This window comes from Haloglomus irregulare, from assembly GCF_007421925.1.
Classification (GTDB): domain Archaea; phylum Halobacteriota; class Halobacteria; order Halobacteriales; family Haloarculaceae; genus Haloglomus; species Haloglomus irregulare.
Window position 1 is genome coordinate 42,965 of record NZ_QMDX01000013.1, and the last position, 14,788, is coordinate 57,752.

The following is a 14,788-nucleotide window of genomic DNA, read 5'->3' on the forward strand; positions in this document are numbered from 1 at the left end:
GAGGAAACCCGCCGCAGCAAGAAGCTCGCGTTCCTAGAAGTAGTCGATCGACTGGGGCAGCTCCGTCTTCATCCCCTTGCGCTCGCGGATCTCCGTGATGATGTCGGGCTGGAGGTTGTCCGCGAGGACGCGGAAGCCGGCGTTCTCCGTGTTCCAGGAGGCACGGCCCTCCGTGGCGCTCCGGATGTCGCTGGAGAAGCCGATCATCTCGTCGACGGGCGCGATGCCCTCGACGACCATGAGGTCGCCCTCCTGGTACATGTCGTCGACGCGGCCACGGCGGCCCTGGATCTCGCCGGAGGCGGCACCCATGTGCTCGTTGGGCACGTCGATACGGACGTTCTGGATCGGCTCGAGGAGCCGCACCTCGCCGTGGATGAGCGAGCGGTGGACCGCGTCCCGGACGGCGGGGATGACCTGCGCGGGGCCGCGGTGGATGGCGTCCTCGTGGAGCCGGGCGTCGTGGAGCCGCAGGAGCGCCCCCTCGACGGGTTCGGCCGCCAGCGGGCCGTCCTCCAGCGCCTCCTCGAAGCCTTCGAGGACGAGCTCCATCGTCTCGTTGAGCTGCTGGACACCCTTCGTGTCGTCGATGAAGATGTTGGAGCCGAAGACGTGCTCCACGTTCTGGGAGGTCTCCTTGTCCATGCCGGCCTCCTGCAGCGCCTCACGGCGCTCCAGCTCGGGCATGTCCATGGTCGCCTCGCCCTTCTTCAGCACGTCGATGATCTCCTGGTCGAGCGGTTCCAGCGAGACGTAGAAGCGGTTGTGACGGTTCGGCGAGATACCCTCGACCTGCTCGGTACCCTGGGTCGGCGCCTCGCGGTAGACGACGATGGGCTCACCGGTCGTGACCGGGATGCCCTGGTTGCGCTCGATGCGCTGGGTGATGACCTCAAGGTGGAGCTCACCCTGCCCCGAGATGAGATGCTCGCCGGTGTCCTCGTTGATCTCGATGCGGATGGTGGGGTCCTCCTTGGAGACCTGCCGGAGCGTCTCGATGAGCTTCGGGAGGTCGTCCATGTTCTTGGCCTCGACGGACTTCGTGATGACCGGCTCCGAGATGTGCTCGATGGACTCGAACGGGGTCATCTCGATGGAGGAGACGGTGGAGCCGGCGATGGCGTCCTTCAGCCCCGTCACTGCGGCGATGTTGCCGGCGGGAACGCGGTCGACCTCCTCACGTTCGCCACCCATGTAGATGCCGACGCTCTGGACGCGGTTCCTGCCCGCAGTGCCGGAGACGTACAGCTCCTGACCCTTCTCGATGGTGCCCGAGAAGACGCGGCCGGCGGCGATCTCGCCGGCGTGCGGGTCGACACCGATGTCGGTGACCATCAGGACGACCTCGCCGTCGTCGTCGACCAGCTGCATCTGCTCGGCGACCTCGGAGTCGGCGTCGCCACGCCAGACCCGCGGGATGCGGCGGGGCTGTGCGTCGATGGGGTTCGGGAAGTGCTCGCAGACCATGTCGAGGACGACGTCCGAGAGCGGCGTCCGCTCGTGGAGCTCCTGGCGCTTGTCGGCGCGCTCCATATCGATGATGTCGCCGAAGTCCATCCCGGTGCGCTGCATCGACGGGAAGGAGATACCCCACTTGTACAGCGCCGACCCCATGCCGACGGTGCCCTCCTGGATGGAGACGGTCCAGTCGTCGATGTCGTCCATCTCCTCGGTCATGCCGCGAATGAGCTCGTTCACGTCGCGGATGACCTTCTGGAGACGCTGCTGCATCTCCTCGGGCCCCTCCTGGAGCTCGGAGATGAGACGGTCGACCTTGTTGATGAATAGCGCGGGCTTGACCCCCTCGCGGAGCGCCTGCCGCAGCACCGTCTCCGTCTGGGGCATGGCGCCCTCGACGGCGTCGACCACCACGAGCGCACCGTCGACGGCCCGCATCGCGCGAGTCACGTCGCCGCCGAAGTCGACGTGACCCGGCGTGTCGATGAGGTTGATGAGGTGGTTCTTCTCCTCGTACTCGTGAGTCATCGAGACGTTGGCCGCGTCGATGGTGATGCCCCGCTCCTGCTCGTCCTCCTCCGTGTCCATGGCGAGCTGTTCGCCGGCGCTCTCCTGGCCGATCATACCCGCCCCGGCGAGCAGGTTGTCAGTCAGCGTGGTCTTCCCGTGATCGACGTGTGCGGCGATGGCGATGTTCCGGATCTGCTCCGGCCGGTCCATCAGTTTCTCGCACTCCTGTACGATTTTCTTGCGTCGGCCCATTATGCGCATGAGTACCGGCAGGACCGTGAAAAGGGTAGTGTTTCACCGTGCGGCCCCGCGTTCGGGCGGGCGAGGGGGACACGCGGCGGCGGGTTCGTCGCGGCGTCCCGGCCAGCGTCTCAGCCCTCGGAGAGGTACTCGTAGGCCCACTGCACCCGCTTGAACTGTTCGGGGTCGCCACCCCGGTCCGGGTGGACCTCCTTCACCCGCTCGCGGTAGGCCGTCCGGAGCGTCTCCTCGGAGGCATCCGGGTCGACCTCGAGCAGGTCACGGGCCCGCCGGGCCTGCCCGTCACGACGCCGGGTGCGCCCCCGCCGCCGGTCCCCGCGCCGGCGCCGCCGCGACGACTCGCCCTCGTGCGCGCGCTGTCGGCTCCCAGTGTCGGTTCGCTCCCGGCGGCGGCCACCACGGTCGCCCGTCCGGCCGTCGTCTCCCCGGGTCGTCCGACGACCGCTCCGGCCCTGACCGCGGCCGCCGCGTCCCGTCGAGCCCGTGTTGCCGGTTCGGTCGCCGTCGTGCCCGCGCCGGAACTCGTTCCAGTGCCGGTCACTCCACTCCCAGTGGGCCTCCCAGTCGTCCCAGCCGCCCGCCCGGTCCCGTTCGGTCGCGTCCCAGATGGGCTCGTCGTCGGGGCCGAGGCCGGCACCCGCGCCGGGACCGCCGACGCCGCCCGTCGCTCCGGCGTCGGGACCGGCCGTTCGTCCGCCGTCGGCCGCGGTGCTCCGCCAGTTCCCGTCCGGATCGACCCGGTCCTCAGGCCGGCCGGTCCGGCCGTCGGCGGTGCTCCGGCCCGGGTCGTCGACGCCGTCGTAGACGGAGGCGACGATATGTGAGGTGCCCGCGGCCCACGCCAGGTAGGCGACGACCGCCAGCAGGGCGCCGACCGGGAGGAGCAGGGGGGCCGTCGCGATACCGGCCCCGACCAGCACGAGTGCGAGGCCGCCGGCGACGCCGGCACCCCCGACGAGGAGCCATCCGGTGTCCACGGCGGAACGGAGGGCTCCCCGCGTTGTAAAACTCTCGCCCCGGGCGACGGCCGTCAGACCGGCGCTTGCGGGCGGCGGGCGTCGCCGGGAGGGTAAGCCTCAAACGCGCCGCCCCCGTGTCGACGGTACACATGGACCTTCGTGTACAGGGTCGCGGCCCGGCCGACCCGTTCCTCTCGGCCCGGGACCTCTTCGAGACGGAGCACGACCTCGCGTGGCCGGTCGAGGTCGAGGTCCGGACCGACCCGGACGAGCGGACCCTCACCGGCCACTACGACGACGAGCGCCACGTCCTCGTGATGAGCGAGCAGGCCGCCCGCGGGGCGATGGCCCGGGAACTCGCCCTGCACGAGTTCTCGCATATGCTCCGCTACGAGGAGTCCCACCCCTCCCACACGCAGTCGATGGAGGAGGCGCTGTTCCTCGCGCTGGCCGGGTGCTCCGTCGAACGGCGCAAGCTCACCCACTGCTACCAGATCGCCAACCACATGAAGGATGTCTACGCCGACGACATCACGCTCGACGTCGGCCCGGCGGACAAGCTGGTCTCCTTCCTGGAGTCGTCGCTGGCGACGGCCGTGGCGGACCGTCCGGCCGAGGCCGGTGCGCGCGGCGGCTGGCAGCCCGGGACCACCGGTGCCGGTCGCGACGGCACCGCGGCGACCGCGGCCGCGTCGGAGGGCGGGTGGCAGCGGCTCACCCCCGCCTCGGACCCCGACATCACCGCGGTCAACGCCGCGTTCGCGCTGGCGCTGTGCGAGCGCCACAACCTGCTCTCGACGGACCACCGGCTGTACGACCTCGCCGGGGCCGCCGCGGCCGACGCCCCGGACGTGTCGCTGGCCAGTTTCAAATCGCACTTCCGGACGCTGGCGGACGACCCCGGCGACTCGGAGTACCGGAAGGCCCTGGTCGACATCACCCGCGAGTACGCCGGCGGTGCCGCCTCGGCCGCCGACTGATCGCAGCGGGACCCGGAGCCAGCGCAGGAGAAGACGTTTCTACTGGCCTGTCGTGACGTGGTGGTGTGTTCCGTCCCGTCGCCGTCCTGCTCGCCCTCTGTCTCGTCGCCGGGCCCGCGACGGCCCTCGGTGGCGCCCACGACGGGACGGCCGCTACCAACGCGACGACGCCCCCGGAGCTCGGCGTCTGCGCCGGAACGGTGACCGAGCCCGCAGACGGCATCACCGTCGTCAGCGTCCAGGGCGCCCGCTTCCAGCCCGAGGTGGGGAAGACCACCGCCCGGCTGGTCGCGTTCGGCCCCCGCGGCAACATCCGCTGGGTGTACGAACCCGACGACGTCGTCTGGTCGTACGACGTCGACCCGCTGGAGAACGGGGACCTGTTCCTCACCGCGACGACCCGCGTCGACGGCGAGGGGATGACGCGGTTCGTGCGGTTCGACCCGACCGACCAGTCGGTCGTCTGTGCCGAGACGCTCGACCTCCTCGACACCCACGACGCGGACCTGCTGGACGACGAGCGCATCGCCATCGCCAACATGCGCAACGCCGACCCGGCGAACGGCACGAACGACGACCGACTGCTGATCTACAACCGGACGACGGGCGAGACGGAGTGGGAGTGGCGGTTCGACCCCCGCTACCCGCCGGGCGCCGGCGGGAATTACGGCGACGACTGGACTCACGTCAACGACATCGACCCCGTTCGGGGCGGCGAGGCGTTCCTGGCCTCCCCCCGCAACCTCGACGAGGTGATCCTCGTGAACCGGTCGACCGGCGACATCGACCTCCGACTGGGCCGTGACGGCGACCGCTCGACGCTGTACGAGCAGCACAACCCGCAACTCCTCACGAGCGAGGACGGCCGCCCGACACTGCTGGTCGTCGACTCGGAGAACGACCGCGTCGTCGAGTACGAACTCCGCGAGGGGGCCAACGCCACCGCGGGCACTGCCGGGCCGGGCGGCGCCTGGGAGCGTGTCTGGACGCTCGGGAGCGACGCGTCGTTCGACTGGCCCCGCGACGCCGACCGCCTCGCGAACGGCAACACGCTCGTCGCCGACTCCCGGAACCACCGGGTGCTGGAGGTGACTCCCGAGGGCGAGGTCGTCTGGGAGGTGTACGCCCCCTGGCTGGTGTACGACGTCGCCCGGGTCCCCGACGGGAACGAGGACGGCGGCCCGACCATCGCCGACCAGGGCGCGAGCGGGCGCCACCGCCCCACCGGCGACGCGGATCTGGGCCTCGCCCGGCAGGAGGAGTGCGCCGAGACGCTCGACGAGGTAGCCGGCCGGGGAACCCTCCTCGGGTCCGGCGGCGCGGTCCGGGGCCTCACCGAGCGAGCCGGCAGCGTCCCGGTCGTACTCGTCGTGCTGGGACTGCTGCTGGCGGTCGGCGTCGCTTACCGACTCCGGGGATAGCGGTTCGGGGCGGGGACGGTATCACGAGGGAGACGGGCGTGTGCCGCGACGACGGCGACAGATACGGCCCCGGGATTCCCCCGCGTCCCGAGGATAGCGGCGGTAGCAGGGGCATCCCCGAGGCCCCCACTCCGGGCCGACGAGCGGTCGTCCGCTCGGCTGGGTCCATCATCAGGGACCGCGAGGTGGGGTCATCCCGCTCCGCTGGAACCGTCACGCCCGAGCGCGCTCGATCCGAAACCCGGCCCGGGCGGGGTCGAGGGGGACCGGACGCGGTGAGGCGGACAGCGGGGGATCGAGGCCCCCGGAGGGCGAGCGCGAGGGCCCAGGGACCGCCGTTATCGCGGTCAGGTAGAGGGCAGATTCCCGAGCTATTCCAGTACCTTATCACCGATACGGGCCTTCAGTGGTCTATATTCCCCAGTAAAATACTTATGTGGAACGTATGCAGATTACGGGTCAGAGACGTTCCTCGGGGGTCCCACCTGAGGAGAGTCCCTGGACGGCCTCCAGGATGCGCCGGCGCTGGTAGACGACCTCGCCGGCGCCCCAGGCCAGCAACAGCGGGACGAGCAGGAACACCCCGAGCAGCGCCCACGAGGACATCCAGACGGGGCGGAGGAAGGGCGTGACGTGGCTGTAACTGGCGGCGACTTCCGCGCCGAGTGACGCGACGGGCGTGTCGGCGGTGTTGCGGCGGAGCCAGTCCGGGAACGTCTCCTGGGAGGCGGGGCCGGTGCCGGCGCCGCCGGTCACGGTGTGGCTGCCGGCCTCGCCGAGCGCGGCCATCGAGGGGCCGTTCGACCCCGGCGCACCTCGCTCGGCGTCGTACGGCGCCCACGCGGCGTAGAACTCCCAGACGATCTCCCCCTGCGGCGTGACCTCGACGGCGCGGTGGTTGAGCGAGTCCGTCACGAGCGTGTTCCCGTTGGGCAGTCGGTCGGCGTCGCGCGGCCAGTTGAAGCCGCCGACGCTCCAGACCCGCTCCCAGGAGCCGTTCCGGTGGGCGTACTCGACGACGCGGTCGTTCTCCGAGTCCGCCACCAGGACGGTGGGCGTACCCGACTCGTCGAGGAAGAAGTCGGGATTATGCTGCTCGAACAGCCGGGAGTGGTTCCCGTCGCTGCCGAGCCGGTACTCGATCTCGTCCGTGGAGCGGTTGATGACGATGACCTGGTCGAAGTTGCGTGGCGAGACCAGGTAGCGGCCGTCGCCGACCTTGTCGACGTCGTTGACGTGAGTCCAGTCCGTGTTGAACCCGCCCTCCGTGTCGTTGGCGTAGTGGTCGCGGAACCGCCACTCCCAGACGACCGACTCGTTCCCGCGGTCGTAGACCAGCACCCGGTCGTTCGCGACGCCGTCCTCGTACTCGCGCATGTTGGCGACGAGCAGTTGGTCGCCGTTGATGCGGTCGACGTCGTGGGTGTCGGTGAAGTCGAACCGCTCGGACCACGCCACCTCGTCGGTGTCGGGGTCGTAGGAGAAGACGACCGTGCCGGAGGGGTTGGTGGAGGTGACCAGCAGGTTCCCGTTCGGCAGCGGGTCGGCGTCGTAGAACCAGCGCGCCTGCACCGGCAGGTCGTTGTCGACGCCGGAGATGAGTTCCTCGCCGTCGGCGTCGCCGTCCGCGGCCACGACCCGGGCTGGTTTCTTCGCGTTGCCGACGCCCTTGAAGTGGAACCCCTGGACGGAGACGTAGGTGGTCTCCTCGGCGGGCCGGTCGACCGTGCCGGGACCGAGCCGCGTGCCGGGGTCCGAGGCCGCGGAGACGACCGTCGGGGCGAGCAGGAGGAGGCAGACGACCGCGAGGACGGCCCGGGCGCGCCAGGCCCGGGACTCGGCGAGCCGACGGCGCGCCCCGGTCAGGCGGCCGCGGAGACGGTCGGGGACCGACGAATCCATACCGGCGCGTGTGGTGGCCCCTATCTGTCTCTTGTGGTTCCGCACGCCCGATGGCCGGGTCACCCGGCTGCCGCGGTGGCACGACGGGACCCGCAGTTGCCATCGCCGAGGGCGTTAAGAGCGCCGGTGTGCTACGGACGGATATGCAACTGTCGCGGGTCGCGCGACACGACCCCGTCCCCGTCACCGACGAGGAGCGCGAGGCCGGCGTGCTGGTCGCGGTCGTCGACCCCGGGAACGGGTCGTGGCCCCACGGGGCGCCGCCCGAGGACCCGCACGTCCTCTTCATCAAGCGCCAGGACGACCTCGGCGAACACGCCGGCCAGATGAGCTTCCCCGGCGGCGGCCGCGAGACGTTCGACCACGACCTGCAGGGGACGGCGCTGCGCGAGGCCAACGAGGAGGTCGGCGTCGACCCCGACGGCGCCGACGTGGTCGGCCGGCTGGACGACATCCGCACCGTCACGGAGTACGCCGTCCGGCCGTACGTCGCACGCGTCCCGAACGGCCCGTACGAGCCACGCGACACCCGCGAGGTGGCGGCGGTCGCGGCGCTGTCCGTCGCCGACCTCACTGACCGCGCCAACTACGACTCCGAGCGCCGCGACCACCCCCACTACGGCGACATCCGGCTCCACTACTTCCGCGTCGACGGCTACACCGTCTGGGGCGCCACCGCCCGGATGCTGGTGCAGTTCCTCGAACTCGCCGTCGGCTGGGAGATGCCGCCCGAACCCGACCGGGAGGTCGAACCGGACGCCGAGTTCCCGGTCTGAGGCGAACCTCGGCGGCTGATAGCAAGCCTCCGATGACTGTTTGCCGTGTGCCAACCAGCCGATGGAAGCCGGGGGCGTTATCCAAGTCTGCCAGTCGGATCGTCAGGCGTTCGGCGGGACGCTCCGACGACGGAGGAGAGGAGTGTGGGGAACTCGGACCCTCGCTTTCGACTGTTCCGGTGTTATTCCTCGTCGGTCCCGGGCACGGTGTTGAACTCGGTGTCCCCCGTCGCAAGGTTGCGTGCGTCATCAGGACCCCGGCTCACGATCTGGATTTCATCGGGCAGCGGGTCGGTGTACGACGTGCCGTCCGGGCCGACGAGGTCGTCGTCACCATCGAGGCTGAATCCCCTGAAATCCGCGTCGATGCCGACGACCATCTCCTCGCCCGGTTCGAGGAAGTACCGACCCTGGCTGTTACCCACGACCACACCCCTATCGAGGAAGACGTTGTTCGAGTCCGTCGGATTATTGAATCGGTTGGTCCGGAACTCATCCGTGATGGCCGGTCCGTCGGCCTTGACCACGGTGACTGGGTGTCCCTGATTGATCCACGCCTGTCGCTGCGTGTTGCTTGGATCCGGGCTGATGTTCGCCTGTGCGGGTACCAGTCCGGTGATGGTCAGCCGTTGCTGTGCATCGGGTGTGCCGGGAACCGGGTCGATCTGGCTGAATACGCGCCGTCTAGCACCTAAGGCCCCGTTCTCCGTGCTGGTGATCCGAAGCGGCCCACGGAAGAAATGGAGCGGCCCCTCGTCACCGAGCAGGTCGTTGCCGTCGTCGGTGGTGTCCTTGATCCAGACGACTTGGTCGCTGCCGGCCTGATTCCGGATACGGAAGATGTCGTCGATCGTCGTTCGAGCGCCGACGTTGAACCCGGTGACCCCCTCGGCGTCGCTGGCCCGGGAGAGGTCGATACCCAGGGTCCCCCCGTCGGTCGTTGCGAACTGGCTGTTCTCGCTCCCCTCGGTCGAGAACGAGATGAGGCCGTCGGTATCCCGCACGACGTCGATGCTTGTCTCTCGATCCGCCCAGATGTCGATGCTCGCACTGGATCCGATCGCGAAGGCACTCCCGGCCGCGACCGACCCCAGCGCCGCGATGTATTTCCGTCGGTTCATCGATGACTGAGTGCCGGATGCACTCACTCACCGGTGTGCTTGGTGCCCTTCTTAGTATACACACACCAACCCGGACACATGGGGGCCGTTTCGGCGGCGTAAACGGGGCCAGGTCCGCCCCGACGACGGTACCGGTCGGCCGACGGGCGAGGGCGAGAGCCATTAACGGGTGATTAGCGCACCCGGCGCGTGCCGGTGCCGGTGGGCGACGAATAGTTACCGGGAACCGTGGATAATAATAGGCGCTATGAGAGTACATGCCACGGGGAACTGACGGATGTGTGCGGCATCGAACACCGACGGGAAGAGCGGGTCGGCGGGTCCGGAGGGCCCGGCCGACGACGCACTGGGAGCACCGGGCGAGGACAGGGGACGAACCGATATCGACCACGACGAACTGTTCGACCTATTGAGCAACCGACGGCGCCGGTTCGCGATCCACTACCTGAAGCAACGCCCCGGCGAGCGGGTCGGGATGGGGGAGCTGTCGCGGTGGGTCGCCGCCTGGGAGAAGGGGGTCGAACCGGAGGCCCTGGACTACGACGAGCGCAAGACCGTCCACAACTCGCTGTATCAGCACCACGTGCCGCGGCTGGACGACGCGGCACTGGTCGACTACGACGCGAACCGCGGGACGGTACGCCTGACCGACGCCGGACGCGACGTGGACCTCTATCTGGAGGCGGTGACGGGAGGTGAGGTGCCCTGGGCGGCGTACTTCATCCTGCTCTCGGTGCTCGGCATCTTCGCGGTGCTGGGGGCCGGGACCGGCTTCCTGCCACAGGTCGAGATGGGCGCCGTCTGGGGTGTCGGGGTCGCGGTCGGCTTCCTCGTCTCCTCGCTCGTGTTCCTGTACGACATGCGGACCCGGATGCGGCTCGGGTGCGACGGGCCGCCGCCGGAGGTGATGCGGTCCGGGGCCGCGGCCGACGCCGACGGCGACTGAGAACCGCGGCGACCCGCCGTGTCGTTCCCGCAGGAGCCGTGCGTGCCCCGCACGAACGCGGCGGAGCCAGCGGGCCGGGTGGACGGGGCGTTCGGTTCGTCGCTGTCCACGCCGGGGAGGCGGCCGCCGGGTTCGAACACCTCGTGGCTCCTCCCGACCGTACCCGTTCCGGGCGTGTGATGCAGGAGCAGGGACGTCGGGACTCATCCCGTACGTCCGGGAGCGCGGCGTCGAGGTGAGCACGTCGAGTCACCGTTCGACTCCCACCCCGGCGTGTCCGACGTCGGACCGGTCGACGGCGTCGAACACGAACGCCTGCTGCGTACCGAGTGGACAGGGGTACGTCGGCATCCTGAGCACTCCGGGGCCGACGTGGTCGTCACGACGGTGGAGGACGAGGCGTCGGAGCAACGACGCGGGGGGCGACGCCCACGGCCAGACGGCGCTCCATCGGAACCGCTCTGCGGGGCCTCCCTTCCGACACGTTCTAATCCGCCGGCATCCGAACCTCGACAACGGATGCGAGGCGCACTCGTCGTGCTCGACGGCTGGGGGCTCTCCCCCGAGGACCAGGTCGGCCGGGACGCCGTGGCCGCCGCCGACACCCCGAACTTCGACCGCTACCGCGAGGCCGGCGCCTTCGGGACGCTCACCACCCACGGCCGCGCGGTCGGGCTCCCGGAGGGCCAGATGGGTAACAGCGAGGTCGGCCACCTCAACGTCGGCGCCGGGCGGGTCGTCAAGCAGGACTCGACCCGCGTCTCCGACGACGTCGCCGACGGCTCCTTCTTCGAGAACGGGACGCTGCTGTCGGCCTTCCAGTACGCCGACGCCCATGACGGTCGCGTCCACCTCATGGGCCTGGTCAGCGACGGCGGCGTCCACTCGATGCAGGAGCACCTCCACGCGCTCGTCGAACTCGCGGACCGGCAGGACGTGCCCGCAGTCACCCACGCGTCCACGGACGGTCGGGACACGGCACCCACCTCCGGTGCGGACTTCCTCCGCGAGTTCGGGGCCGTGACCGAGCAGTACGGCACCGGCGACGTGGCGACGGTGACCGGCCGCTACTACGCGATGGACCGGAACGAGAACTGGGAACGGACGAAACGGGCGTACGACGCCATCGTCCGTCGCGAGGCCGACCACGAGGCCCCCTCCGCGGTCGCGGCCGTCGAGGAGTCGTACGACCGCGACACCACCGACGAGCACGTCGAGCCGACGCTGGTCGAGGGCGGGCCCGCGCTCGCCGAGGGCGACGCGGTCGTCTGCTTCAATTTCCGGGCCGACCGCGCCCGGCAACTCGTCCGCATGCTCGCGGACGTCCGCCCGGAGTGGGACGTCGACACCGACCCGCCCGACGTGCGCGTCGTGACGATGACCGAGTACGACGCCACCTTCGACCTGCCCGTGGCCTACCCGCCGAGCCGGCCTGTGGGCGTGCTGGGCGAGGCGGTTTCGGACGCGGGGTGCACCCAGCTCCGGGCCGCCGAATCCGAGAAGTACGCCCACGTCACCTACTTCCTCAACGGCGGCCGCGAGGTCGCGTTCGAGGGTGAGGAGCGCGAGATCGTCGAGAGCCCGGACGTGGCGACCTACGACCGGCAACCGGCGATGCACGCGCCCGAACTCACGGACGCCGTCGTCGGCCGCATCGGGCGCGAGGACCCGGACGTGCTCGTGTTGAACTACGCGAACCCGGACATGGTCGGGCACACGGGCGACTTCGACGCCGCCGTCGCCGCCGTCGAGGCCGTCGACGAGCAACTGGAGCGGCTGGTCGCCGCCTGCCACGACGCCGGCGCGCACGTGCTGGTGACGGCCGACCACGGCAACGCCGACGACATGGGGACCGGGGAGGACCCGCACACGGCGCACACACTCAATCCGGTCCCGTTCATCTCGCTGCCGTCCGAGGGTGGTGACAGTGACGTGACGGTCCGCGAGACGGGGACGCTGGCGGACCTGGCGCCGACACTACTGGACCGGATGGACATCGAAGCGCCCGACGCGATGGCGGGCGAGCCGCTGCTGGAGTGATCTCGAGATTCGGGTCGAGAGGGATCCACGCTCGTCCTGCATACCGCGCCGCAGGCGCGGTTTCACCACCGCTGGAGCAGGCTCCAGCGAGGTTCGGGCTATCACCCTCACCGGCGCTGAACGAGGGTCCTGCTGGCCGTCAGGCCAGCACGTCCGAGTGAAGCGCCGGCATTTTTTCTGAACGTTTCTTGCCGCGAGCGGAGAAAAGCTCCAGTTAGTCGTCGCTCGGCGCGGCCGCGCCGCTCCCGCTGGAGACGCCCGTGCCGGGGCCGACCTCGATGTCCAGCTCCTCGAGCTTCTCGTCCGGGACGACGCCGTCGACCCAGCCGCGCACCTCGTAGTACTCCTCGAGCATCGGCTCCAGCTCGCAGACCTCGCCCTCCGAGGCACCCTGCCCCGGCATGGTACCGGGCCTGTCCGGCAGGAACCGCTCGGGCAGCGTGTCGTCGCTGCCGTCGAAGCCCGCGAGGTTGTTGTAGTACCGTTCGAGGGTGTAGATGCGCTCGCCCGCCTCGACCAGCTCCTCCTCACCGACGTCCAGGCCGGTCATCCCGTTGTACTGGAGCACGTACTCCTCGACGCCCTCCGCGAACGCGTTGAACTTGCAGATGTCGAAGGAGTCGGAGATGGCGTGCAGGTCCTGGAAGGTGGCGCACAGCTCGCCCTTGCCCTCCCAGGCGTACGGATCGACCTTCTCCGGGATGCCGAGGATCTCCGCCGCGGGCGTGTAGCCCCGCAGGTGGCAGGCGCCGCGGTTCGAGGTCGCGTAGCCGATGCCCATCCCCTTCATGCAGCGCGGGTCGTAGGCGGCCATCGACTGCCCCTTGACCGCCAGGGAGTTCTCGTGGGCGTCGAACGCCTCGGCGAGGTGGTCGGGGCCGTCCGCGAGGTGGTCCGCGAGCTCGGTCTCGCGGGTGGCGATCGCGTCGAGCATCTCGACCATCGCCTCGGTGTCGCCCCAGTCGATACCGTCGCCGAGACCGTCAAACTTCCCCTCCTCGGTCATCTCCATCGCCATCGCGAGCGTGTTGCCCGCGTCGATGGTGTCCATCCCGTGGTCGTTGCACTTCTGCAGCATGAGCGCGATCTCGTCGCGCTCCGTGTGGCCGGCGTTCGGGCCGAGCGCCCACGCCGACTCGTACTCGTACGATTCGGTGCGGACGTTCAGCTCCTCGCCCTTGTGCATCACGTCGACCTCGACCTCCTTCTTGCAGGCGACCGGGCAGGAGTGACAGGTCGGTTCGTCGACGAGGATGTTCTCGCGGACGTTCTCGCCGGAGACGCGCTCGGAGTCGAACTCCTCATCGCCCCAGCCGTCTGCCTGCGCGTCGGCCGTCGAGGTGTACTTTCCGTTGTTCGCCGGGAGCCCGGACATCTCCTCGGTCGCGTTCATCAGGACGTTCGTCCCGTACAGCGAGAGCCCGCCCTCGTTGGGCGCGGTCACGTCGGACTCCTGGATGAGCTCCATCGCCTGCTGGTGGCCCTGCTTGAACGTCTCCGGGTCCGCCGGCTGCTGCATCTTCGTCGAGGACTTGACCACGATCGCCTTCAGCTTCTTGTTCCCCATCACGCAGCCCGTGCCACCGCGGCCGGAGGCACGGTCGTCCTCGTTGATGATGGCGGAGTACTTGACCTCGTTCTCCCCGGCCTGGCCGATGGCCATGCAGGAGAGGTTCCTGCCGTAGGCTCCATCGTGGCGCTCCTCCAGCGCGTCCATCGTGTCGTGGACGCCGCGGCCCCAGAGGTCGGAGGCGTCGTGGAGCGTGACCTCGCCGTCCTCGACGAGGGCGTAGACGGGCTCGTCGGCCCGCCCCTCGAAGAGGAGGCCGTCGAAGCCGGCCCACTTGAGCCGGGCGCCGGACCAGCCGCCGTGGTGGCTGTCCGTCACCGTCCCCGTCAGCGGGGACTTCGTGCAGATGGCGATGCGGCCGGACATCGTCACCTGCGTCCCCGTGAGCGGGCCGTTCATGAACGCGAGCAGGTTGTCCTCGCCCAGCGGGTCCACCTCGGGTCCCTGGTCGAAGACGTACTTCACGCCGAGGCCGCGCGCCCCGATGTACTTGCGTGCGTCCTCATCGTCGACGCTCTCGTAGCCGACCGAATCACTGGAGAGGTCGACGCGTGCGACACGGTCTTGGAATCCGCCGAGGTCTGTCATGGTGAACCAGTATGATTAGTATAGGGCCGCACCGTGTTAGAAATTGCCATCGGAGCGAAACCGTTCGTGGTTACATCGGCCGGTCGGCCCGCCGTCGATTGCCGGCGAGTATTTATATCAGTCGGGTGGTCAGTTCGCACGACCAGTCACCGGCCGGTGACGGTCCCGCGGCGCTAGCCGCCGGCGGTATCGTGCGTCACGGCGTCGGCGTGGTCGCCCGTCGGGAACCGTCACGGGTTTCCGGCCCGCTCGCACC

General features: G+C 69.7%; 10 protein-coding genes. 5 read left to right on the forward strand and 5 right to left on the reverse strand.

Annotated elements, in window-relative coordinates:
* Nucleotides 1–33: 33 nt before the first annotated feature.
* Both DP107_RS15905 and DP107_RS20550 read right to left on the reverse strand, forming a co-directional pair.
* Nucleotides 34–2,220, reverse strand: coding sequence for an elongation factor EF-2 (locus DP107_RS15905; protein WP_144263122.1), 2,187 nt, complete (start codon nt 2,218–2,220; stop codon nt 34–36).
* Nucleotides 2,221–2,339: 119 nt separating this feature from the next.
* On the reverse strand, nt 2,340–3,206 hold the full coding sequence (locus DP107_RS20550; RefSeq protein WP_144263123.1) for a J domain-containing protein: 867 nt from the start codon (nt 3,204–3,206) through the stop codon (nt 2,340–2,342).
* Between the two features lie 131 nt (nt 3,207–3,337).
* On the opposite strand from DP107_RS20550, the gene DP107_RS15915 reads away from it, so the two are divergent.
* Entirely contained in the window at nt 3,338–4,168 is an 831-nt protein-coding gene (locus DP107_RS15915; protein WP_144263124.1) for a DUF5781 family protein, read from the forward strand.
* A 65-nt stretch (nt 4,169–4,233) separates the two neighbouring features.
* Nucleotides 4,234–5,589, forward strand: coding sequence for an aryl-sulfate sulfotransferase (locus DP107_RS15920; protein ID WP_144263125.1), 1,356 nt, complete (start codon nt 4,234–4,236; stop codon nt 5,587–5,589).
* A 459-nt stretch (nt 5,590–6,048) separates the two neighbouring features.
* Here the strand turns inward: DP107_RS15920 and DP107_RS15925 are convergent, their stop codons facing one another.
* Nucleotides 6,049–7,491 (reverse strand): arylsulfotransferase family protein, encoded by a 1,443-nt coding sequence (locus DP107_RS15925; protein ID WP_144263126.1) that lies wholly within the window; start codon nt 7,489–7,491, stop codon nt 6,049–6,051.
* Between the two features lie 143 nt (nt 7,492–7,634).
* Here DP107_RS15925 and DP107_RS15930 point away from each other — a divergent pair, with 143 nt between their 5' ends.
* Entirely contained in the window at nt 7,635–8,267 is a 633-nt protein-coding gene (locus DP107_RS15930; protein ID WP_144263127.1) for an NUDIX hydrolase, read from the forward strand.
* Nucleotides 8,268–8,449: 182 nt separating this feature from the next.
* Here the strand turns inward: DP107_RS15930 and DP107_RS15935 are convergent, their stop codons facing one another.
* Nucleotides 8,450–9,388, reverse strand: a complete 939-nt coding sequence (locus DP107_RS15935; RefSeq protein ID WP_144263128.1) for a hypothetical protein — start codon at nt 9,386–9,388, stop codon at nt 8,450–8,452.
* Nucleotides 9,389–9,665: 277 nt separating this feature from the next.
* Between DP107_RS15935 and DP107_RS15940 the strand changes: the two genes are divergently transcribed.
* Both DP107_RS15940 and gpmI read left to right on the forward strand, forming a co-directional pair.
* Nucleotides 9,666–10,334 (forward strand): DUF7344 domain-containing protein, encoded by a 669-nt coding sequence (locus DP107_RS15940; RefSeq protein WP_144263129.1) that lies wholly within the window; start codon nt 9,666–9,668, stop codon nt 10,332–10,334.
* Between the two features lie 519 nt (nt 10,335–10,853).
* Entirely contained in the window at nt 10,854–12,374 is a 1,521-nt protein-coding gene (gene gpmI / locus DP107_RS15945) for a 2,3-bisphosphoglycerate-independent phosphoglycerate mutase (RefSeq protein WP_144263130.1), read from the forward strand.
* 214 nt (nt 12,375–12,588) lie between these two features.
* Here the strand turns inward: gpmI and DP107_RS15950 are convergent, their stop codons facing one another.
* Nucleotides 12,589–14,532 carry an aldehyde ferredoxin oxidoreductase family protein gene (locus DP107_RS15950; protein ID WP_144263131.1) on the reverse strand — a complete coding sequence of 648 codons (1,944 nt, stop codon included), beginning with the start codon at nt 14,530–14,532 and terminating at the stop codon, nt 12,589–12,591.
* Between the last annotated feature and the right edge of the window lie 256 nt (nt 14,533–14,788).

Excerpts from the sequence above, each read along its gene's own strand:
- DP107_RS15905 (WP_144263122.1), bottom strand. The coding sequence starts at position 2,220 with ATGGGCCGACGCAAGAAAATCGTACAGGAGTGCGAGAAACTGATGGAC.
- DP107_RS15915 (WP_144263124.1), top strand. The coding sequence starts at position 3,338 with ATGGACCTTCGTGTACAGGGTCGCGGCCCGGCCGACCCGTTCCTCTCG.
- DP107_RS15925 (WP_144263126.1), bottom strand. The coding sequence starts at position 7,491 with ATGGATTCGTCGGTCCCCGACCGTCTCCGCGGCCGCCTGACCGGGGCG.
- DP107_RS15930 (WP_144263127.1), top strand. The coding sequence starts at position 7,635 with ATGCAACTGTCGCGGGTCGCGCGACACGACCCCGTCCCCGTCACCGAC.
- DP107_RS15935 (WP_144263128.1), bottom strand. The coding sequence starts at position 9,388 with ATGAACCGACGGAAATACATCGCGGCGCTGGGGTCGGTCGCGGCCGGG.
- DP107_RS15940 (WP_144263129.1), top strand. The coding sequence starts at position 9,666 with ATGTGTGCGGCATCGAACACCGACGGGAAGAGCGGGTCGGCGGGTCCG.
- gpmI (WP_144263130.1), top strand. The coding sequence starts at position 10,854 with ATGCGAGGCGCACTCGTCGTGCTCGACGGCTGGGGGCTCTCCCCCGAG.
- DP107_RS15950 (WP_144263131.1), bottom strand. The coding sequence starts at position 14,532 with ATGACAGACCTCGGCGGATTCCAAGACCGTGTCGCACGCGTCGACCTC.